Raw genomic sequence first — 22,037 nt, 5'->3', positions numbered from 1 at the left:
GCTGCCGCTCTATATGAGCAGCAGCGCCTGCTGACTACACCAACTAGAATGGCAGTCGGGGTAAAAAAGAACTGCCATTAACCATACTGATCCTGCAGTTTGAGATTTTGATTTATATTAACTTTTACGCATGTGGTGTGACATGAACATAAAGTTGTGTGACAGGTCACTAAAGATATAAACCATTACCGCCGCGATGAAACCGCCCCATACCCGACGGAACCACGTGCCGGCCCCTCCGCCGCATCTTCCGCCACACTCAAATCACGATCGCAGACCTCTGGCATGCAGATGGCGGCGATCAGCCCAATCACGGAGTAGGCGATCATCATGGCGACAATTGGCCACCAGGAACCGGTCATATTGCAGAAGATCCCGGCGAGCACTGGCCCAAAGCCTACCGCCACCAGCCCGCCCGCCTCTTTTGAGATAGCCATCCGGGTAAAGCGGTTACGCGAGCCAAACATCTCCGCCATCGTGATGTTTTCCAGGGCAAACAGTCCCAGTACGGCGAAATTATGGATAACGATGATGGAAAGCATGATCACGCCCGGTGCATAGCTCTTATCAACGATAATCGACAGCATCGGGTACGCCAGAATAATGGCGGAGATATTGAGCAGAATGTACGGCAGACGACGCCCCACTTTATCGGAGAGCCAGCCCAACAGCGGGATAGAGATAAACCCGAGAATTGAGCTTATCATCAGCGCATCGGTGGGAATCGCTTTATCGAACAGCAGCGTCTGAACCAGATACCCGGCAAGAAACGTCTGGATCAGACCTGAATTCCCCGCCTGACCAAAACGCAGCCCGGTTGCCAGCCAGAAGGACTTACTCTTCACCATCGCTGCAAATGATAAATCGTGTTTTGTCACCGGTGCGGTTGTCTCAGCCTCGTTCACTTTTTCAAATACCGGGCTCTCCTTGAGGTTCATTCGCAGCCAGATGGCGAAGATCATTACCACCACGCTTGCAAGAAACGGTACACGCCAGCCCCAGGCAACCAACTGTTCGCGGTCGAGGGCGAAGAACATAACTGCCCAGATAGCCGTTGCACTTAGCGTCCCGCAGTTGGTGCCCATCGCCACCAGCGAGGAAATAATGCCCCGTTTCCCTTTAGGGGCGTACTCCGCCAGCATGGTCCCGGCGCCGGAGATTTCAGCCCCTGCTCCCAGCCCCTGGATGATACGCAGCGTCACTAACAGCACGGGCGCGAAAATCCCAATCTGCGCGTAGGTCGGCAAGACCCCGATCAGGGTCGTGCAGATCCCCATCATAGTAATGGTGATAAACAGCACCTTTTTACGGCCAATGCTGTCGCCCATTCGCCCGAAGATAAAGGCGCCGACAATGCGCGCGATATAGCCTGCGCCGTACGTCCCCATCGCCAGAATCAGCGCCATTGCGGCCGATTGTTCCGGGAAGAAGATCTCATGGAATACCAGTGCGGCCCCCAGCGAATAGAGCTGGAAATCCATAAACTCCAGAGCGGTACCCAGCCAGCCGGAAACGGCGGCTTTCACCAGATCTGAAGTCGTTCTTTGTGGTTGTGTTTGCGTCATAATGGCTATCTCTGCAAGGTAAGATGCGTACCACTCAGAGCCTGTCTGCGCAGGCTCTTAACCGCGTGAATTATTATTGCCCGAACGTGAGTAAGACTTTGCAGCACTGCCGCTGATCTTTTTCAAACCGTTCGATGGCGTCTGTTACGTGGTGATAGTCAAAGGTGTGGGTGATCAGTTTGTCCGGGTCGATCAGCCCCTTTTCCAGCCAGTCGATGACGACGGGGAATTTGTTGGCATTCAGCCGTGATGAGAATATCGCCAGCTCTTTTCCGGTGATCCCCTGCTGAACAATCTGGCTTGGGTCGCTGGAAAACCCCATCAGCACGATGCGTGCCGCCGGAGAGGCAATGGTGATGGCTTCCTGTAAAATTGTCGGATGACAGGCTGCGTCAATAATAAGCGTCGGTTTGATCCCTTTTTCTTCCAGCGCCGCCTGTAACGACAGCTCCGCGTTGTTGAACACCCAGTCCGCGCCGCTGCGTTGCGCCATCGCCAGCCGTTCATTGATCCGATCCACAACGATAACCTGCTTCACCTTATAGACACCTTTCAGCGCCTGGACGGTGACAAGCCCCATGGGACCTGCGCCATAGATCAGGGCGATATCCTGCCCGGTGGGTTGTGCGTGGCCCGTCACGTTAGCGGCAATCGTGAACGGCTCGATCATTACCGCGTGTTTATCAGGAATAGCATCCGGAACAACCCAGGCATTTTTTGCCGGTACGACGGCATACTCACTAAAGCCTCCGTCGCGATGAACGCCCAGCACCACCAGAGAGGTACAGACATTGGGTTTGCCCACGGAGCACGGATAGCAGTGTCCGCAGCTGATCACCGGGTCAACCGAGACGCGCTCGCCCACGCGGGCCGGGTCAACACCCTCACCAACGGCATCAATCTCACCAAAAAATTCATGCCCAATCACGCGCGGGTATCGGGCAAACGGATTATGCCCGCGGTAAATATGGCTGTCTGAACCGCAAATACCGGCCAGTTTGACGTTGACGCGCACTTCACCTGCCGCGGGTTCCGGGAGTGGACGATCTTCAATCACCAGTGCATTGGGTTGTTGAATCACTACGCTTTTCATCGTTCGCTCCTCGTTTACCAGTTCCACAACGTGCCATCTTCGAGACGGGCAACCGGAAGATAGGCAGGATCGTACGGGTATTTCGCCGCCAGTTTTTCGTCAAATTCAATACCCAGCCCGGGTTTATCGCCCGGATGCATATAGCCATTATCAAAGCGCCAGCTGTGCGGGAAGACCTCCAGCATCTGTTCGGAGTAACCCATATATTCCTGTACACCAAAGTTTGGCACCCACAGGTCAAAATGCAGCGCGGCGGCGTGGCAAACAGGCGACAGATCCGACGGTCCATGTGAGCCGGTACGCACCTGATAAAGCGAGGCGAAGTCCGCGATGCGCCGCATGCCGGTGATGCCGCCCGCGTGGGTAATGGTGGTGCGGATATAGTCGATAAGCTGCTCTTCAATAAGCTGCTTGCAGTCCCAGATGCTGTTAAACACTTCTCCAACCGCAATCGGCGTGACCGTGTGCTGACGGATCAGCCGGAAGCAGGCCTGGTTTTCCGCTGGCGTAGGATCTTCCATCCAGAACATACGGAATGCTTCAATGCTCTTACCGAATCGCGCTGCCTCAATCGGGGTCAAACGGTGGTGCATGTCGTGCAAAAGATGCTCATTAAAGCCAAACTTACTGCGCACCGCATCGAACAGCTTCGGTGTGAAATCGAGGTATTTTTCAGTGGACCAGAGCTGCTCTTCCGGCCAGTCACCTTTAGTGGCGGGCTCGTAGGCCAGCCCTTTTCCTTTCGACATGCCATAGGTGGTTTTCATACCCGGCACGCCGCACTGAACGCGGATCGCCTTAAAGCCCATCTCTTTATGCCGGGCGTAATCTTCCAGCACGTCATCAATGGAGTGTCCGGTGGTATGACAATAGACCATCACCCCTTCCCGGGATGCGCCGCCCAGCAGCTGGTAGAGCGGCATATTGGCCGCTTTGGCTTTGATATCCCACAGTGCCATATCCACGGCGGAAATGGCCGACATGGTGACCGGACCACGACGCCAGTAGGCGCCTTTATAGAAGAACTGCCAGATATCCTCAATGCGGTGCGCATCACGGCCGATCAACTGCGGGCAAAGGTGATCTTTCAGATAAGAGGCCACCGAAAGTTCACGTCCGTTGAGGGTGGCATCACCCAAGCCGACGATGCCCTCGTCGGTGGTAATCTTAAGGGTGACAAAGTTACGCCCCGGGCAGGTAACAAAGACTTCAGCCCCGACAATCTTCATAATCCATTTCCTTACATCGCTCATTGTGATGCTGGAAACTTACTCTTCTGCACTACTACCATACAAGTATAATGATCATAAAATCAGCGAACGGTCACAAAAAAATCGGGCGCTCAGGCGCGCCCCCATCCGGCAACAATAATCAACATGCCGCACAGTGCAACCAGCGCCCCGGCCCAGTCATACGCGCTGAGCTTCACACCATCCACCACGCGTAACCACAGCAGCGCGGTACAGACATAAACCCCGCCATAAGCGGCGTAGACGCGCCCGCTGGCCGCCGGGTGCAGCGTCAACAGCCAGACAAACAGGGCCAGCGCAATGCCCGCCGGGATCAGCAGGAATACAGTTGCCCCCTTCTTCAGCCAGAGCCACGGAAGGAAGCAGCCGATGATTTCACACAGCGCGGTGGCAAAAAAAAGCAGAGTGGTTTTGAGCATATTTACGTTCATGTGATGATTTATTTAGACATCATACCTGATGATATCGTTTACTTTTCCATACCCGTGTCGCGGGTATGCCGTTATTTCTCTTTGGTGTAGAATCTGAACGGGATAACTTAATTATCTGCGCCCATTTAAAAGGAAACGCTATGACTACATTAAGCAAACGCCTTTGTCTGACAGCCCTGCTGGCGCTGTCATCGTTCGCCTTTGCCGCCTCTGCCACCGCCGAAACCAGCAAACTCATTATTGAGTCTGGCGACAGCGCGCAAAGCCGTCAGAACGCCGCCATGGACAAAGAACAATGGAATGACACCCGTAGCCTTCGTCAGAAGGTGAACAAACGTGTTGAAAAAGAGTGGGACAAAGAAGATGTCGCTTTCGACGCGCGCGATAAGTGTCAGCAAAGTGCCAACGTTAACGCCTACTGGGAGCCAAATACCCTGCGCTGCCTGGATCGTCGTACTGGCCGCACGGTCGCGCCATAATGTCAGTGCAGTGTGACGTTAAGCTCCGCCCGCTGGAGCGTGAAGACCTGCGCTTCGTCCACCAACTCGACAATAACGCCAGCGTGATGCGCTACTGGTTCGAAGAGCCTTACGAGGCGTTTGTTGAGCTGTCGGATCTCTACGACAAGCACATTCACGATCAAAGCGAACGCCGTTTTGTCGTGGAGTGTGAAGGTGAAAAAGCCGGTCTGGTGGAACTGGTTGAGATCAACCACGTTCATCGTCGGGCAGAATTTCAGATTATCATTTCACCTGAGCATCAGGGGAAAGGTCTTGCCACGCGGGCGGCGAAGCTGGCGATGGATTACGGATTCAACGTCCTCAATCTCTACAAGCTTTATCTCATCGTGGATAAAGAAAACGAGAAAGCGATCCATATCTACCGCAAGCTGGGCTTTATGGTGGAAGGCGAACTGGTTCACGAGTTCTTTATCAACGGTGAATACCGCAACACCATTCGCATGTGCATCTTCCAGCATCAGCACCTGGCCGGACACAAACCGTCAGGCGCCAGCCTGCTGAAACCCACCGCGCAGTAACCTGCGCGGCTTTTTCTCAGTAGTATTCAATACTGTTCTTAATGGTGTACTTGCGCTCAACGGCGGGCTTCACGCTGTTGTCGGTGATCGTCAGATCGCAACTCACCGGATTATTGTGTCGATCGTAATCACAGCTCTGATTGACGTTGCCCAGCGGCTTGTCATTCAGCATGCTCACGGCGGAGTAATCCATTCTTTTGCGAAGATCTTTAGACGGCGTCGACTGGACGGATAAATGCTGGTCCCCGGAGACGGTGGTTTTCCCCAGCGGATAGCCATCCGCATCATAGCGGTACTTCACTTCCATCTCTTTGCCGTGCGCCGCCACCACAAACCCGTTATCGTCGGTATCCCACGTTACGCCCGCCGACGGCAATTCGGCCAGCTGGCATTTCCCCTGCAGTTTCACTTTTCGCTGCTGGGTTTCCGCATCAAGGTAGTAATTAGCATCCAGTACCAGCGCCACGCCGGTATTGGCCTCGAGGTCGTGCAGTTCGAGGGTATCGAAACACCCTTCCGTCGACATCGTACCGGTTACCCGTTTGGAGACTTCACCTTTGTCGTTGAACAGTGTCTGGGTAAAGTCTTTTACCGGGCCGCGCAGAGGGTCAAAATCAAATTCATTGGAGAAGCTCGCCATCTCGGGCGTAAACGACAGCGGCGCGGAAGAGTTGTCGCACCCCACCAGTGTTGCTGCCAGTAGCGTTATCGCTGCGTAGTTCTTCACATCATTTACCGAATCAGGGAGAGTATTCCCGATCATATTAGCAAATACCGTTGTTCACACGATAGCAAAATGTCAGGCGAAAAGAGACGTACAATCAATGCATTAATCTCTCTTACCCTCTGCAAAACCTCGCCAGAACGAGAAGGCGCTGTGCCCGCTGTTGAACAGGAAACACACCTGCTTTGAGCACATGACGGATATTCTGTGACATATTAACAACATGAAAACGCCGGCAGATTGCGCCATCTAACTTTTTTCTTTGATATATTAAATGTTTAACATCCCCTTTCTTCCTCTATAAGGATGCGCTACCCTCACAAATGCGTTCGCGTCCAAAACCGCCTGGAATCTCTATGCTTTCTTTATTCATGAAAAAACGTAGGCAAAACGCTGATTTTTGATTGCTCATCAAAGGTTAAAAAATGAAAAAAACAATCTCTGAATATACGCCTGTTGACTTATCACGTTGGGCCAGAAAAGAACATTTCGAGGTATTTCAGTCCTTTGCTCAATCTACATTTAATCAAACTGTTCAAATAGACATCACCGCATTGCTCAAGGATATAAAAGAACTGGGCTGGAAATTTTATCCGACGATGATTTCCCTCCTTTCTAAAATCGTCAACAACCATTCGGAATTCCGTATGGCCATGAAGAACAATGAACTTGTCATATGGAATGAAATTCATCCAAGCTATACCATTTTCCATAATGAAACGGAGACCTTTTCTTCATTATGGAGTCACTTCGATGGCAATATTGATCATTTCCAGAACGTTTATTCGGAAGATGTTGCTCGCTATGGTAATAGCCTTTCTTATTGGCCGAAGGAAGAGTCACGGGAAAATGTATTTTTCGTGTCGTCGATCCCCTGGTCAAGTTTTACCAGTTTTAATATCAACGTAGCCAATATGCAGAACTTTTTTGCCCCCATGTTCACTATGGGGAAATACGTCAACCAGGGTGGAAAAGTATTGTTGCCCCTCGCCGTGCAGGTCCATCATTCCGTGTGCGATGGTTTCCATGTAGCAAGATTGTTCAATGAGTTACAGGCGATGTGTGATGACTTACGGCATCACTCCGGCGAACGACAGGTGCAGAGCAAAACGCACCGCGCTTAGCGTCGCGATGCCGGGCGGGTATAACCGCCCGCAGGACGTGTTGATGGAAATTGGGGAAAATGAGCGCAGGAAGCCTGTATAAGATTGTTCAGAAAGTTATCTCCAATAACAAAAGCTTACACGAACCCTGCTAAGCTTAACCGACACACAGAGAAAAGGAGCTACAGATGAAACGGTTACCCTGGATTACCGCCCTGCTGTTAATGAGCGCTTCTACAGCGGCTCTGGCTGCCCCGGATTCCTGCGAGCGCGTAAAAAGCGACATTCAGCAGAAAATCATCAATAACGGCGTGCCCGAGTCCGGCTTTACGTTGAATATTGTGCCAAACGATCAGGCTGACCAGCCGGATGCACAGGTTGTCGGTCATTGTGCGAACGATACCTTTAAAATTCTCTATACCCGCACCGGTAGCGGTGCCGCATCAGGGATGCAGGATAATGGTCAGGGCGAACCTCAGTGATTTTAATCACTTTCTCGCGGCCAATTCCCTTTGACTTGATGAGGATTAATATTTAATACCTCCAAATAAGTAACATTCACCCCATCATTAGCCCGGTTGTAATCACGGGCGAAAATAATACGCAATTAAAATGATGGGGTGAGTTATGTCCGATGTCGAAAATCACGGCGGGATCAGCCGTCGAACGTTGGTTAAATCCACTGCAATAGGCTCTCTGGCACTTGCCGCCGGGGGGATTTCACTGCCTTTTGGCCTCAAACGCGCCGCTGCCGCGGTACAAAACGCCGTAAAGCCCGCTGAAGACAAAGTGGTCTGGGGTGCCTGCTCGGTCAACTGCGGGAGCCGTTGTGCGCTGCGTCTTCACGTCCGTGATGAAGAGGTTTACTGGGTCGAAACGGATAACACCGGTGAGGATATTTATGGCAATCATCAGGTTCGCGCCTGCCTGCGCGGGCGTTCTATTCGCCGTCGGATCAACCACCCCGATCGTCTGAACTACCCCATGAAGCGCGTAGGGAAACGCGGTGAAGGAAAATTTGAGCGTATCTCATGGGATGAAGCCCTGGACACCCTTACCCGCAGTCTGAAAGATGTCGTCGAAAAATACGGCAACGAAGCGGTCTACATTAACTACTCCTCCGGCATTGTGGGCGGCAATATCACCCGCTCCTCCCCTTATGCTTCGCTGGTCGCGCGTCTGATGAACTGCTACGGCGGCTTTTTAAGCCACTATGGCACCTACAGCACCGCGCAAATAGCCTGTGCAATGCCCTACACCTACGGCAGCAACGATGGCAACAGCACCTCGGATATTGAAAACACGAAGCTGGTGGTGATGTTCGGCAATAACCCGGCAGAGACGCGAATGAGCGGCGGCGGGATAACCTATTATCTTGAGCAGGCCCGCGAACGCTCTCACGCGCGCATGATCGTCATCGATCCGCGGTATACCGACACCGCCGCCGGGCGCGAAGACGAGTGGATCCCGATTCGCCCGGGGACGGACGCCGCGCTGGTCGCGGGTATCGCCTGGGTACTGATCGACGAAAACCTTGTCGATCAGCCGTTCCTCGACACGTACTGCGTCGGCTATGACGAAAAAACGCTGCCGGAAGGTGCGCCTGCTAACGGGCATTACAAAGCGTATATTCTCGGTCAGGGTGACGATGGCACCGCCAAAACGCCGGAATGGGCCTCGCGCATCACAGGCATACCGGCCGATCGCATCATCAAGCTTGCACGGGAAATTGGCAGTACCAAACCGGCCTACATCTGTCAGGGCTGGGGTCCCCAGCGCCAGGCCAACGGCGAGCTGACCTCCCGCGCCATTGCCATGTTGCCGATTTTGACCGGAAACGTCGGTATTAATGGCGGTAACAGCGGCGCACGTGAATCGACCTACACGATCACCATTGAGCGTATGCCACTGCCGGATAACCCGGTGAAAACGCAAATCTCATGCTTTAGCTGGACCGACGCCATCGCGCGCGGACCCGAAATGACCGCCCTGCGCGACGGCGTGCGGGGAAAAGAGAAGCTGGATGTGCCGATCAAATTCATCTGGAACTACGCCGGCAACACCATCATCAACCAGCATTCCGACATCAACAAAACCCACGATATTCTGCAGGACGAGAGTAAATGCGAAACCATCGTGGTGATCGACAACTTTATGACCTCGTCGGCGAAATATGCTGACATCCTGCTACCCGATTTAATGACCGTTGAGCAGGAAGACATTATTCCTAACGATTATGCGGGCAACATGGGCTATCTGATTTTCCTTCAGCCCGTGACCGCACCGAAGTTTGAGCGCAAACCGATCTACTGGATCATGAGTGAAGTGGCGAAACGCCTCGGCCCGGATATTCATCAGCGATTTACCGAAGGACGTACCCAGGCGCAGTGGCTGCAGTATCTGTATGCCAAAATGCTCGAAAAAGATCCGCAGTTGCCGTCCTATGACGAACTGAAAGAGAGGGGTATTTATAAGCGTAAAGATCCGGCCGGGCACTTCGTGGCCTATAAAAAATTCCGCGATGATCCGCAGGCTCATCCGCTCAACACCCCCTCGGGCAAGATTGAAATTTACTCCAGCAAGCTGGCAGAGATTGCGGCTACCTGGGAGCTCGCCGACGATGAAACCATCAGCCCGCTGCCGGTCTACGCCTCGACCTTCGACGGCTGGGACGCCCCGGAACGTCATAAATTCCCGCTGCAGCTCTTCGGCTTCCACTTCAAAGCTCGCACCCATTCCAGCTACGGCAATGTCGACGTGCTGAAAGCCGCCTGCCGTCAGGAGGTCTGGCTTAACCCCGTGGACGCGGCGCAACGCGGCATCAAAAATGGCGATACGGTGCGCGTGTTTAACGATCGCGGCGAAGTACGCATCGAAGCGAAAGTCACACCGCGCATCATGCCCGGTGTGAGCGCGATGGGCCAGGGAGCCTGGCATGACGCCAATATGAACGGCGATCGTGTCGACCACGGTTCATGCATCAACACCCTGACCACGCACCGCCCGTCACCGCTGGCCAAAGGTAACCCGCAGCACACCAATCTGGTGCAGATCGAGAAGGCGTAAGGAGTAAGTGATGACCACTCAGTATGGATTTTTTATTGATTCCAGCCGCTGCACCGGGTGCAAAACCTGCGAGCTCGCCTGCAAGGATTACAAAGATTTAACCCCGGACGTCAGCTTCCGTCGTATTTACGAATACGCGGGCGGTGACTGGCAGGAAGACAACGGTGTCTGGCACCAGAACGTGTTTGCCTACTACCTGTCGATTGCCTGCAACCACTGCGAAGACCCGGCCTGCACCAAGGTCTGCCCGAGCGGGGCGATGCACAAGCGTGACGACGGGTTCGTGGTAGTGGATGAAGATGTCTGCATCGGCTGTCGCTACTGCCACATGGCCTGTCCGTACGGTGCCCCGCAGTACAATGCCGCCAAAGGGCATATGACCAAGTGCGACGGCTGCCACACCCGCGTGGCAGACGGCAAAAAGCCGATCTGCGTGGAGTCCTGCCCGCTGCGTGCGCTGGACTTCGGTCCTATCGACGAACTGCGTAAAAAACATGGTCAGCTGGCGGCCGTCGCGCCGCTGCCGTCCGCGCACTTCACGAAGCCAAGCATCGTGATTAAACCTAACGCCAACAGCCGCCCGACAGGGGATACCACCGGCTACCTGGCAAACCCGAAAGAGGTGTGAGATGGGAAGTGGATGGCATGAATGGCCGCTGGTGATCTTCACCGTCTTCGGACAGTGCGTCGCCGGGGCATTGATCGTTATGGGGCTCGTCTGGCTTACTGAAAAAGACGACGCGGTGAAAACACGCCTTGTCCGCAGTATGTTCTTTCTGTGGCTGGTGATGGGCATCGGATTTTTGGCGTCCGTGCTGCACCTTGGCTCCCCGCTCCGGGCCTTTAACTCGCTCAACCGCGTGGGTGCTTCGGCGCTCAGTAACGAAATTGCCGCGGGATCCGTTTTCTTTGCCGTGGGCGGTTTCTGGTGGCTGGTATCCGTTATCGGTAAAATGCCCCCGGCACTGGGTAAAATCTGGCTGGTCGTTAGCCAGATCCTGGGCGTTGTCTTTGTCTGGGCGATGACCCGGGTTTATCAAATTGATACCGTACCGACCTGGTACACGGGTTACACCACGCTGGCCTTTTTCCTGACGCTGGTATTGGGGGGGCCGCTGTTTGCAGCCCTGTTGCTGCGCGTGGCAAACACGACATATAAAAGCACATTCGCGGCCTCTGTCAGCGTGCTGGCACTCCTGGCCTGCGTGGCGGTCATCGTGCTGCAGAGCAATGACCTGGCGACAATCCACAGTTCCGTTCAACAGGCGAGTGCCCTGCTGCCTGACTATGGCGCACTGCAAATCTGGCGTATCGTACTGCTTGCCGCCGGACTCGGCTGCTGGTTGTGCCCGCTGATGCGTCGGCAGGAGCCTAAAACCCTCGCTCTTTTTGCAGGCGTGATACTGGTCGTCGTGGGTGAACTGATTGGCCGTGGTCTTTTCTATGGTCTGCACATGACCGCAGGTATGGCGATTGCGGGTTAACACAGTCGCGTGGGCTACTCCGCGCGAGCAAGGAAGGTAGTCATGAAAGAAGTCTCACAGCGTGATTCGTTCGCGTTCAGCGCCCGGGTACTGGGCGCGCTGTTTTATTTTGCTCCGGATAGTGAGGAGACTGCGCCGCTGGTGCAGGCGCTCACCGCAGGCGACTGGATTCAGGACTGGCCGCTGGCGCCGGAAACGCTGCAGTCCGTTGCAGATGCGTTCAAAACGCCATCCGATGAAGCGTTGAAATATGCCTGGCAACGTCTGTTTATTGGCCCTTACGCCCTGCCGTCACCGCCGTGGGGTTCCGTCTGGCTGGATCGGGAATCTGTGCTCTTCGGCGACTCTACCCTCGCGCTGCGCCAGTGGATGCGTGAAAACAACATTGCCTTCGAGATGAAGCAGAACGAACCGGAAGATCACATCGGTACCCTGCTGTTACTGGCCGCGTGGCTGGCAGAAAATGGCCGCGACGCTGAACGCGACCAACTTCTGGCGTGGCACCTGCTGCCGTGGAGTACCCGCTTCCTGTCCGTGTTTGTTGAAAACGCCGGGCATCCGTTCTACACCGCACTGGGCAAACTCGCACAGCTGACGCTCGCGGACTGGCAGGACACGTTAATTATTCCGGTCGCGGAAAAAACGCTGTACCGCTAACGCCAGCACCTGGCTTGCTCACCGCTTCCGGGCAAGCCAGGCTCTCCAGCCACCAAATTCCGTGATATCCCGTGCCCCCTCCAGGCCATACGCCTCGCAGATAAACCCGGTCAACCAGCGTCCATCCTGCAGCTCGATTTTTCCCAGCCCCAGAGGTGCGGGGATCCCGGCGAGAAACGACCCCACTTCGCTGTGCGGTAGCTCCCAGACTTCGACCGCAATCCCGGCCCCCTGGTCTGCCACCCGAACCATTCCGGGACGTTTACCGTCCGCCAGCGCATACAGACGGTAATGAGGTGCGCTGGTGGTCGCGTCTACAAGGCGTGCTCCGCGCTCACGTAACTGAACATTGAGCGCCAGACCGTCCATATGCGCACCGCAGACCACTATCCGCAGGCGGTCATGGGTTGCGGTGCAGGTCGGCGCGTCGTCCAGCATGGCACGATTGCCCGGTAACGTTAACTTTGTGTGACGTTGTAACGCATCGGCCAGACTGAGCAGATACTGATCGGTAAACGCGCGGCCAAACAGCGTGACGCCGGATGGCAGCCCATTGTTCATTTCACCGACCGGGACCGCTACGGCGGCATAGTCGAGCAGGTTCATAAAGTTGGTATAGATGCCCAGCGCCGAGTTGCTTTTAACCGGTTCATCGGCCAGCTCAGCCAGACTCACCGGGCGGGGATACGTCGGAATTAATACGCAATCCAGGTCGGCCATCATGGCATCGCATTCGGCTTTATACCGCTGGAGTTTGTACTGCGCGTCAAACGCCGCCACCGCAGTGGCTGCAGGCGCGTTTTGCAGGACATCACGTATAACCGGTAACACCGCATCGGGCTGGCGTTCAATCAGCGCACCCGCGAGGTGATAACGCTCGGCGACCCACGGGCCGTCATAGAGCAGTTTCGCGGCCGCCAGAAACGGTGCAAAGTCGAGAGTCACGGGCACGCCCCCCAGCGCGATAAGCCTCGTCTTTGCGCGGTGATACAGCGCCTCGCTTTCTGCACAGCCGAGAAACTCTAGCGTCTCCGGCACGCCAAAGCGAAAGCCCGCAGCAGGGGCACCAAAAGCCTGAGGGCCGTTCCACGTCGGGTTGGACCGGCTGTATTCGTCACGCGGATCCTGTCGCGCCGTGAGTGCCAGCAGCTGGCTGGCCTCTGCTGCTGTCGCGGTGAAAAACGTGACGCAGTCCAGCGTGCGGCAGGCAGGCACAACCCCTGCCGTGGAGATGAGTCCTTTGGTTGCCTTGAGGCCGACCAGATTATTCAGCGAGGCCGGTACGCGCCCGCTACCGGCCGTGTCCGTTCCCAGCGCGAAGCTCGCCAGCCCCAGGGCGACCGCCAGCGACGACCCCGCGCTGGATCCACCGGACGGGTAATCCGGATGAACGCTGTTACGACATGGGCCATACGGCGAACGCGTACCGTTTAAGCCGGTAGCGAACTGATCGAGGTTAGTTTTCCCTAGAGGAATCGCCCCCAGCGCAATCAGCTGCGAAACTATCGTTGCATCCTGTTCTGCCCGATACGCAAACGCCGGACAGGCGGCGGTGGTGTCGATCCCCGCCAGATCGATATTGTCTTTGATGGCAAAGGGCACGCCGAACAGCGGCAGCGCGTCCGGCGCTACGCCCTCCAGCGCAGCAAGGTACGGCTCCAGCTCTTCAGGGGTGAGCAGATAAATAAAAGCGTTAAATGACGGGTTCAGCGCCAGCGCGCGCTCGCGTAATGCCGTTATCACCTCACGCGGGGCGATCTGGCCTTCACGGTATGCCTCTGCCAGCACAGAGAGACGTAAATCATAAAGAGGCTTCATGCTGTTTTCTCCAGAACGACCACGCACTGGCCCGCCCGCACCGACGACCCCGGCTGGACACGGACCTGACTGACCACGCCGTCCTGAGTGGCAACTAACGGGATTTCCATTTTCATCGACTCCAGCACCACCAGCACATCGCCTTCGCGCACGGTGTTGCCGACCACAACGTTCACCTGCCACAGGTTGCCGGCAACCGGGCTTTCAACACCGGATTCTCCCGACCGTAACGGCACGTCGTCACCGTCATCCGTCGTTTCGTCGCTGCTGTCAAAATGCGCCTGCCCGCCCGCTATCCAGCGCTCACGCTCGGCGTTAAACGCCGCCTGCTGATGCGCACGGAATGCCTCAATCTCAGGTGCTTCGTCAGCCAGAAACTGCTGATACTCCGCCAGTTTCAGCGTGGTGTGTTCAATACGCAGCGGATAACGCCCCAGCGGGAAATCTTGGCGGATGGTTTGCAACTCCCCGGCTGAGACCGGATAAAAGCGAATTTGATCGAAGAAACGCAGCAGCCAGGGCTTGCCGCCGAAATCCTCTACCGTGCGATAGCGATTCCACATCTGCAGGGTTCGCCCCACAAACTGATACCCGCCCGGCCCTTCCATACCGTAGATGCAGAGGTATGCCCCGCCAATGCCCACCGAGTTCTCCGCCGTCCAGGTACGCGCCGGGTTGTATTTGGTGGTCACCAGACGGTGTCGCGGGTCGAGCGGCGTGGCCACCGGCGCGCCGAGGTAAACATCCCCCAGCCCCATCACCAGATAACGGGCGTCGAACACCGTTTTATACACTTCATCGATGTTAGCCAGATCGTTTATGCGACGGATAAACTCCAGGTTGCTCGGGCACCACGGCGCATCGCGGCGCACGGTGGTCATGTATTTGTCGATGGCTTTCTGACACGCCGGATCGTCCCAGGAGAGCGGCAGCCAGACGATGCGCGACGGCACGTCCAGCGAGTCCTGGTCACAAACGCCCTGCCACAGCCCGGCGATCACCTCCAGCAGGCTATCCAGGCGCAGCGTTTCCGGCTGATAATGAATTTGCAGGGAGCGGATCCCCGGCGTGAGATCGATAACGCCTTTCAGCGCCCGGCCCTCCAGCGCCTGCATCAGCGCGTGGCCGCGAAAACGCAGCACCAGATCCAGCTCAGGCTCGCCAATCTCCAGCAGCAGATGGGTATCACCCGACACTCTCGCCACCAGACGTTTATCGTCCGTCCCCTGCGTCAGCACAATCGGTGAGTCCAGACCGGCAGGTTGCCATGTGACAGGTTGCGGGGTCAGGCTGGCGATTTGGCGCTCCTGCGCCTGCGCCAGCCGTCGCGCGGTGGCAATATCCACCGGCACAAAGCGAACGTAATCTCCCGCCTTCAGTTGCCCTACCGCGTGCAGATCGGCCTCGATGATGGTGACCGGACAGACAAACCCGCCCAGGCTTGGGCCATCCGGGCCGAGGATCACCGGCATATCGCCGGTAAAATCCACCGCGCCGATGGCATACGGATTGTCATGAATGTTCGACGGATGCAGACCCGCCTCGCCGCCGCTGTCGCGAACCCACTCCGGTTTCGGGCCAATCAGGCGTACCCCCGTCCGGCTGGAGTTGAAATGCACTTCCCATTCGGTGGCGAAAAACGTCGCGATGTAATCCGGCGTGAAATACTCCGGTGCACCGTGCGGGCCGTAAATCACCCGCAGTTCGCGCACCGCGTCCAGCCTCGTGTGCAGCGCCTGCGGCAGCGGCGCGTCCGCTACCGGCTCGGTTAACGGCGCCAGGTGCAAAATGTCACCTGTGCGGAGCGCCCGTCCGGCGTGCCCCCCGAACTGCCCCAGCGTGAAGGTGCTTTTACTGCCCAGATATTCCGGCACGTTAAACCCGCCGCGCAGGCAAAGATAGCTTCGCACGCCCTCACCGCGGATCTCTCCCATACGCAGCGTCATGCCCGCACGGACGCGAAAAACGTGATTATTGGCCAGCGGTTCACCGTCCAGCGTGAGCGCAATTTCAGCGCCCGTCACCACCAGCTGCGCATCGCAGTTGAATTTCAGCGTCGGGCCGCTGAGGGTGATCTCAAGCGCGGCGGCATCGTCTTTATTGCCCAGCAGACGGTTACCCAGACGCAGCGCCAGGCTGTCCATTGGCCCGGATGGCGGAACGCCAACCGCCCAGTAGCCTGTGCGTCCCGGGTAATCCTGTACCGTGGTCTGCGTACCGGCGCTGAGCACCTCCAGCGTGGACGCCTGGTACATCAGGTGCTCAAGACAGCGGGTCCAGGGCTCACCTGCGGCAAACGGTGCGAAGGTCAGGATCTGCTGCAGATAACTGCGGTTGGTTTCAACGCCATAAAGACGGGTCTCCCCCAGCGCGGTATGCAGCACGCGGATAGCGGCTTCGCGTGTCGGCTGCCAGGCGATCATTTTGGCTAACATGGGGTCAAAAAACGGCGGGACTTCGCATCCGGCCTCAACCCAGCTGTCGATGCGCAGCGTAACGCGGTCATCGGACGGGAAAGCCACGTCGGTGAGCAGTCCCGGTGAAGGCTGGAACTGGCGGCCCGGGTTCTCGGCATAGATCCTGGCCTGAATGGCATGCCCCTCCGGTTTCAGGGTGTCACGCAGTGTCGCCAGTGGCGGCAACGTTCCGGCGGCAAGTTCGATCATCCAGCGTACCAGATCCACGCCCCACACCTGTTCGGTCACGCCGTGCTCCACCTGCAAACGGGTATTCACCTCAAGGAAGTAAAAGCGGGCGGCGTCGCTGTCATAGACGAATTCAACGGTGCCCGCGCTGCGGTAGTTGACCGCTTTACCGAGCGTTATCGCCGCCTCGCACAGTGACTGCACCATGCCCGCCGGCAGGTTTGGCGCGGGCGTCTCCTCCAGCACTTTCTGGTTACGCCGCTGCACAGAGCAGTCGCGCACGCCGAGGGCAATCACCTCGCCCTTGCCGTCGCCAAACAGCTGTACTTCCAGATGACGCGCCCGCTCAATGTACTTTTCGATAAAGACACCCGCGTCGCTGAAGTTATTTTTCCCCAGACGTACTACCGCATCGAACGCGTCACGCAGATCTTCTGCGTCATAGCAGACGCGCATACCGATACCGCCGCCTCCCGCCGTGCTTTTCAGCATCACCGGATATCCCACTTCGGCGGCAGCGGTGACGGCCTGGTTAACATCGGCCAGCAGGTCGGTGCCCTCCAGCATCGGAACCCCATGCGTTTTCGCCAGCGCGCGAGCGGTATGTTTTAGCCCAAACAGACGCAGCTGTTCCGGCGTGGGGCCCACAAAGGCAATCCCCGCGGCGTCACACGCTTCGGCGAACGCGGCGTTTTCCGAGAGAAAACCGTAGCCCGGATGAATGGCCTGTGCGCCGCTGGCTTTCGCGGCGGCGATGATCTTCGTGCTATCCAGATAGGTGTTCGCCGCCGGGCCATCGCCCAGACTCAGCGCTTCATCGGCCTCGCGGATATGCAGGCTGCTGATATCCGCCTCGGAATAGACTGCCACACCACGAATTTTCATGGTGCGCAGGGTGCGTAAAATGCGGCAGGCTATCGCCCCGCGGTTCGCAATCAGGAGTGTCGTCAACATAGGTCAGACTCAATCGTGGCGGGTCGTCCCGCCGAAAATCGGCTCACCCATGGTCGTCCATGGGGGAAAAAGCGGTTACGGCAGAATGCGTCCGGCACGGACTTCAAACAGGCGGTACAGCGCCTGGCGCAGTCGCTGCCAGCGGGTGGGCGTCAGTTCCATACCAGCACCTCAGCGGGCGTTGGGTTCCAGCCGTTGCAGGGGTTATTCAGCTGTGGACAGTTGGAAATCAGTACAATGACGTTGCACTCGGCGCGCAGGTCGACGTATTTCCCCGGCGCGGAGATGCCATCTTCAAACGTCAGCCCGCCCTCTGGCGTCACCGGCACGTTCATAAAGAAATTGATGTTGGCCGTGATGTCACGTTTTTGCAGACGTCCATCGTGCAGACAGGCGCAGAGGAAGTTATCGCGACAGCTGTGCATATGGCGTTTATCGAGGGCGTATCGCACGGTGTTGCTCTCCTGGGCGCAGGCCCCGCCGAGGGTATCGTGACGCCCGCAGGTATCGTCGATAATGGTCAGCAGGGGGTTACCGAGGCTGGAGTACAGGACGCTGCTACGCGTGAGATAGGCGTTGTTCTGACGGCGCAATGTGCGCTGCGCATCGTAACGTTCACGCGGGTTATCGGCATTGTAGAACAGCGTGTCGACCGCCTGGTTACCTTCCAGGTCGAGCAGGCGCAACGTCTGCCCTTGTTTCACCTCGAACAGGTACGGTTCACCTGCCGGTATCACGTGGCGAAATACCGCGTCTTGCACATGCTTTTCAGAGATCATGGTCATTTTACTGCTCCTTACAGGGCGAAAAGCCGGGTATTGGTCATGGCGCGTTCGTTTTCCGGGCGCGTCAGAAGCGCGTTAACGGCCCCCTCTTCATCCTCAGCCTGTCGCCAGCTCAGCGCGACCGGTCGTGGGGCATATTCCCGGGACGGATCCATCGGATGCTGCAGCGCGGTCATCACCACAAGCGTGTCCATGGGGGCGTACAGCTCCACGTAACTGCCCGGCTGCGAATAACCGCCGTGGAAGGTGAACTGACCGCGGTCATCGACGGTGACTTTGCTGAAGAAGTTGACCACCATCAGCAGATCTTCGAGATTGAGATCCCACTTCCCCATCTCCACCAGCAGGTTGTCCGTTCCGTTTCGGTAAAACCCGTTGCGCAGTTCCTGATAGCGTCCCTGGCCATACTTTTCAGTCACCTCGGCGGCGTTCAGTACGCCGCCAAACGGGTCATGCCAGCCGCAGGTATCTGCGGTGATGCCTGCCAGCACGCGTCCCATGTCGGAGTAAAAGCAATGTCCGGCGGTCAGACGTGCGGTGTGCTGGCCTTTCAGGGTGTCGGGCAGGTTCAGACGTTCACTTTTCTCGTGCGGATTCAGCATCAGCAGGCTGACGTTTGCTCCACCTTCAATGTCGGTCATACGCAGGATCTGCCCGCGCTTAAGCACAAATGAGAGGTGACCGCCGCCGGGCAGGATCTCTTCACGTAACATGGTCATGGTATTCACGGTGTTAACCCCTTAATGCATAAACGTTATCGGGAGCCGTTCCACTCAGCGCGGAGAGCCGCGTCTCGTTGAGCGGAATGTCGTAGGTAATACGGGCGCCAAAGGCGTTGGGCGCCTGCGGGTCGAGGCGCACTTTGTCGAACACCAGTAAGCGGGTGCCGAGGTTAAAGCCTTCCGAAAGATCGTGGGTGACCATAAAGACAGTCATGCGGGTCTCCCCCCACAGTTGAAGCAACAAGGCGTGCATATCTTTACGGATACCCGGGTCCAGGGCGCCAAACGGCTCATCCAGCAGCAACACGCGCGGCTGCATGATGAAGGCCTGCGCAATGGCTAAACGTTGCTGCATACCGCCGGAAAGCTGGGCCGGGTATTTGTGCATCGCATGCCCGAGACCGACTTTTTCCAGCATCCCGGTGGCCCGCTCACGCGCCGCGCGTTTCTTTGCCCCAAACAGTCGCCCGAACAGCGGCGCTTGCGGCAGTTCCAGACCTATGGTGACGTTATCCAGCACGCTGAGATGCGGGAAAACGGAGTAGCGCTGAAACACCACGCCCCGGCTGCTGTCCGGCTCGGCGCGCAGCGGTTTACCATCCAGCGTAATGGACCCTCGGCTGGGCGCTTCCTGACCGAGCAGCAGGCGCAAAAACGTGGATTTTCCGCAGCCAGAGGCCCCCACCATTGAGCAGAACTCGCCCTCTTTCACCTGCAGATTGAGGCGCTCCAGCACCACGTGGTCGCCGTACTCCTGCCAGATATTGTTGATGGTGATAAAGCTCATGCCTTCCCTCCTTCCGCCCAGGGAAACCAGGTTTTATGTAACTGGCGCAGGGCCAGATCCATCAGCCAGGCCAGCAGCGTGATCCACAGGACGTACGGAATGATCACATCCATCGCCATATAGCGGCGCACGAGGAAAATGCGATAGCCCAGCCCGGCGGTTGAGGAGATGGCCTCCGCCGAAATGAGAAACAACCATGCCGACCCCAGCAGCAGACGCAGCGAGGTCAGCAGCCGCGATAACAGCTGCGGAAGCACCACGCGCAACACCAGCGTCCAGCTGCTGGCACCCAGCGTCTGGGCTTTGATCAGAATCTCCGGTGGGATTTCGCACGCGCGATGCTCCAGATCGCGCGCCAGCATCGGAGTGATGCCGATGACAATCAGCATCACTTTCGACAGTTCATCCAGCCCGAAAACGATAAATAGCACCGGCAGGATCGCCAGCGGCGGGATCATCGACAGCACCGTCATCAGCGGCGAGAGCGACGCGCGCCACAGCGGGAAAACACCGGCGGTGACGCCAACACAGAGGCCGATGATCGAGGCGATGACCAGCCCCGTCAGAAGACGGGCAAGGCTCACCAGCGTGTCCACCCAGAACAGATAGTCACCGCTGCGTTTATCCGGGGTAAACGCCATGCGTGATAGCGCGTCCAGCATCTGCTGCAGGCCAGGCAGCAGCTTGTCCTGCGGGTTAGCCTCCAGCCTGACCGCGGAACCGAAAAAGTATGCGGCCAACAGCAGGACGAAAGGCAGCATCACGAGCATCAGCCGCATGCCGGGCGTGGGATGGCGATTAATTTGTCGCATGGATGTTCCGTCCGTTATCACAGCGTGCCGGCAGCGGCCATTTTCACGAAGCTGTCGTCAAAGCGCAGCTTCACGTTGCTGGCATCGCCCTGGGTGACATTGCCCGGGAAGCGCATGCCGATGAAATCCGCGCTTTGCGCCCCATCGCCCAGCAGCCCTTTATCGAACGAAAACGTGGCCACGCGCTGCATGGTTTTCGCCAGCTCCGGCGACGTTAAAAAGGCAATATTGTCCTGCGGGGTATAGAACAGATGGGTTGTTTTCAGCTGCGCCTGATAACCGGCCAGATCGGTACCGGAGGCGGCGGCCATTGCGTTGAGCACGGTGGCATCCTGCGCTTTCATCAGCCCCATCATCTCGTACCATGCGCCGGTTAATGCTTTGCCAAGCGCCGGGTTGTCTTTCAGGGTTTCGCTGTTGACCACCATCATGTCGATAAGCTCACCCGGTACCTGAGAGGAGCTGAACACTTCTGTTGTTTTTGGCGTGCCTTTGATGACCGACAGCTGCGGGTTCCAGGCTACCGCCGCCTGCACATTTGCCGTGCCAAAAGCGGAGACGATGTCCGCGTCAGACGTGTTTACCACGGTGACGTCTTTTTCGGCCAGGCCGGCTTTTTCCAGGCCGCGCACCAGCAGATAGTGGGAAACAGAGAGCTCAGGCAGGTAGACTTTCATCCCTTTCAGGTCGTTGAGCGTTTTGCCCTCGCCCTTCATCACCACGCCGTCGTTGCCTTCTGAATAGCTGCCAAGGATCAGCGCCGTGGTATCAACGCCGCCCGCGGCCGGTATGGTCAGCGCATCCATATTGGTCATGGTGCAGCCGTCAAACTGGCCCGCAGTGTACTGGTTGATGGATTCGATATAGTCGTTGAGCTGAACAACATTGATTTTGATGCCGTATTTATCGGCCCATTTATCGATGATTTTGCTACTGCTGAGGGTGCCCCAGGGCATCCAGCCGGCGTAGATGGTCCAGCAGACGTTGAACTCTTTCTTCACCGCAGCAAAGGTGGGGAGACTGACCAGCATCGCCAGGGAGAGTACCAGGGTGCGGAATAATGGCGTTTTCTTCATGCTTGACCTCTGAGTGGCACAAAATT

20 protein-coding genes are annotated in these 22,037 nt (G+C 56.9%); 8 read left to right on the top strand and 12 right to left on the bottom strand.

Features of this window, described 5'->3' with window-relative positions; all coding sequences use genetic code 11:
• Nucleotides 1-185 precede the first annotated feature (185 nt).
• The 4 genes from BJ887_RS18150 to BJ887_RS18135 form a co-directional block, all read right to left on the bottom strand.
• Nucleotides 186-1,565: an MFS transporter gene (locus BJ887_RS18150; RefSeq protein ID WP_121340232.1), complete on the bottom strand. Its 1,380-nt coding sequence runs from the start codon at nucleotides 1,563-1,565 to the stop codon at nucleotides 186-188.
• A 73-nt stretch (nucleotides 1,566-1,638) separates the two neighbouring features.
• Nucleotides 1,639-2,658: a Zn-dependent oxidoreductase gene (locus BJ887_RS18145; RefSeq protein ID WP_025204304.1), complete on the bottom strand. Its 1,020-nt coding sequence runs from the start codon at nucleotides 2,656-2,658 to the stop codon at nucleotides 1,639-1,641.
• 14 nt (nucleotides 2,659-2,672) lie between these two features.
• Nucleotides 2,673-3,887 carry a starvation-sensing protein RspA gene (gene rspA, locus BJ887_RS18140; RefSeq protein WP_020884262.1) on the bottom strand — a complete coding sequence of 405 codons (1,215 nt, stop codon included), beginning with the start codon at nucleotides 3,885-3,887 and terminating at the stop codon, nucleotides 2,673-2,675.
• Nucleotides 3,888-4,000: 113 nt separating this feature from the next.
• The gene (locus tag BJ887_RS18135; RefSeq protein ID WP_025204305.1) at nucleotides 4,001-4,327 is read right to left on the bottom strand and encodes a YnfA family protein; all 327 of its coding nucleotides are present in this window, start codon (nucleotides 4,325-4,327) and stop codon (nucleotides 4,001-4,003) included.
• Between the two features lie 152 nt (nucleotides 4,328-4,479).
• Here BJ887_RS18135 and BJ887_RS18130 point away from each other — a divergent pair, with 152 nt between their 5' ends.
• Nucleotides 4,480-4,818, top strand: a complete 339-nt coding sequence (locus BJ887_RS18130) for a DUF1283 family protein (RefSeq protein WP_020884264.1) — start codon at nucleotides 4,480-4,482, stop codon at nucleotides 4,816-4,818.
• On the top strand, nucleotides 4,818-5,378 hold the full coding sequence (gene speG / locus BJ887_RS18125) for a spermidine N1-acetyltransferase (RefSeq protein WP_020884265.1): 561 nt from the start codon (nucleotides 4,818-4,820) through the stop codon (nucleotides 5,376-5,378). Before BJ887_RS18130 ends, speG begins: the two co-directional genes overlap by 1 nt.
• A 16-nt stretch (nucleotides 5,379-5,394) precedes the next feature.
• Here speG and BJ887_RS18120 read toward each other — a convergent pair whose 3' ends face one another.
• Nucleotides 5,395-6,105: a YnfC family lipoprotein gene (locus BJ887_RS18120; protein WP_121340241.1), complete on the bottom strand. Its 711-nt coding sequence runs from the start codon at nucleotides 6,103-6,105 to the stop codon at nucleotides 5,395-5,397.
• 422 nt (nucleotides 6,106-6,527) lie between these two features.
• Between BJ887_RS18120 and catA the strand changes: the two genes are divergently transcribed.
• The 6 genes from catA (at nucleotide 6,528) to dmsD (ending at nucleotide 12,412) form a co-directional block, all read left to right on the top strand.
• Nucleotides 6,528-7,226 (top strand): type A chloramphenicol O-acetyltransferase, encoded by a 699-nt coding sequence (gene catA / locus BJ887_RS18115; RefSeq protein WP_121340231.1) that lies wholly within the window; start codon nucleotides 6,528-6,530, stop codon nucleotides 7,224-7,226.
• Nucleotides 7,227-7,393: 167 nt separating this feature from the next.
• Nucleotides 7,394-7,687: a DUF1161 domain-containing protein gene (locus BJ887_RS18110; RefSeq protein ID WP_014169881.1), complete on the top strand. Its 294-nt coding sequence runs from the start codon at nucleotides 7,394-7,396 to the stop codon at nucleotides 7,685-7,687.
• A 145-nt stretch (nucleotides 7,688-7,832) separates the two neighbouring features.
• A complete protein-coding gene (gene ynfE, locus BJ887_RS18105; protein WP_121340230.1) occupies nucleotides 7,833-10,271 on the top strand; it encodes a selenate/tellurate reductase subunit YnfE in 2,439 nt (812 codons plus the stop codon).
• 10 nt (nucleotides 10,272-10,281) lie between these two features.
• The gene (locus BJ887_RS18100; RefSeq protein ID WP_014169373.1) at nucleotides 10,282-10,899 is read left to right on the top strand and encodes a DMSO/selenate family reductase complex B subunit; all 618 of its coding nucleotides are present in this window, start codon (nucleotides 10,282-10,284) and stop codon (nucleotides 10,897-10,899) included.
• A 1-nt stretch (nucleotide 10,900) separates the two neighbouring features.
• Complete coding sequence (locus BJ887_RS18095; RefSeq protein ID WP_121340229.1) at nucleotides 10,901-11,755, top strand: dimethyl sulfoxide reductase anchor subunit family protein; 855 nt, start codon at nucleotides 10,901-10,903, stop codon at nucleotides 11,753-11,755.
• Between the two features lie 42 nt (nucleotides 11,756-11,797).
• Complete coding sequence (gene dmsD, locus BJ887_RS18090) at nucleotides 11,798-12,412, top strand: Tat proofreading chaperone DmsD (protein ID WP_121340228.1); 615 nt, start codon at nucleotides 11,798-11,800, stop codon at nucleotides 12,410-12,412.
• 18 nt (nucleotides 12,413-12,430) lie between these two features.
• Here the strand turns inward: dmsD and atzF are convergent, their stop codons facing one another.
• From atzF to BJ887_RS18055, 7 genes are all read right to left on the bottom strand, one after another.
• Complete coding sequence (gene atzF, locus BJ887_RS18085; protein WP_121340227.1) at nucleotides 12,431-14,230, bottom strand: allophanate hydrolase; 1,800 nt, start codon at nucleotides 14,228-14,230, stop codon at nucleotides 12,431-12,433.
• Entirely contained in the window at nucleotides 14,227-17,829 is a 3,603-nt protein-coding gene (gene uca, locus BJ887_RS18080) for an urea carboxylase (RefSeq protein WP_121340226.1), read from the bottom strand. The genes atzF and uca overlap by 4 nt, the downstream gene beginning before the upstream one ends.
• 152 nt (nucleotides 17,830-17,981) lie before the next feature.
• Nucleotides 17,982-18,614, bottom strand: a complete 633-nt coding sequence (locus BJ887_RS18075) for an urea amidolyase associated protein UAAP2 (protein WP_047357368.1) — start codon at nucleotides 18,612-18,614, stop codon at nucleotides 17,982-17,984.
• An 11-nt stretch (nucleotides 18,615-18,625) separates the two neighbouring features.
• Complete coding sequence (locus BJ887_RS18070) at nucleotides 18,626-19,333, bottom strand: urea amidolyase associated protein UAAP1 (RefSeq protein WP_040019021.1); 708 nt, start codon at nucleotides 19,331-19,333, stop codon at nucleotides 18,626-18,628.
• A gap of 13 nt (nucleotides 19,334-19,346) precedes the next feature.
• Entirely contained in the window at nucleotides 19,347-20,123 is a 777-nt protein-coding gene (locus BJ887_RS18065) for an ABC transporter ATP-binding protein (protein ID WP_014169870.1), read from the bottom strand.
• The gene (locus BJ887_RS18060) at nucleotides 20,120-20,935 is read right to left on the bottom strand and encodes an ABC transporter permease (RefSeq protein ID WP_104440204.1); all 816 of its coding nucleotides are present in this window, start codon (nucleotides 20,933-20,935) and stop codon (nucleotides 20,120-20,122) included. The genes BJ887_RS18065 and BJ887_RS18060 overlap by 4 nt, the downstream gene beginning before the upstream one ends.
• Before the next feature lie 17 nt (nucleotides 20,936-20,952).
• A complete protein-coding gene (locus BJ887_RS18055) occupies nucleotides 20,953-22,011 on the bottom strand; it encodes a putative urea ABC transporter substrate-binding protein (RefSeq protein ID WP_032681129.1) in 1,059 nt (352 codons plus the stop codon).
• Nucleotides 22,012-22,037 lie beyond the last annotated feature (26 nt).

Origin of the sequence: Enterobacter sp. WPR_3_1 (assembly GCF_003635055.1) — a bacterium.
Taxonomy (GTDB): domain Bacteria; phylum Pseudomonadota; class Gammaproteobacteria; order Enterobacterales; family Enterobacteriaceae; genus Enterobacter; species Enterobacter ludwigii.
Note: the sequence above shows the minus strand (reverse complement) of the source record. Positions and strands in the feature narration are given on the sequence as shown.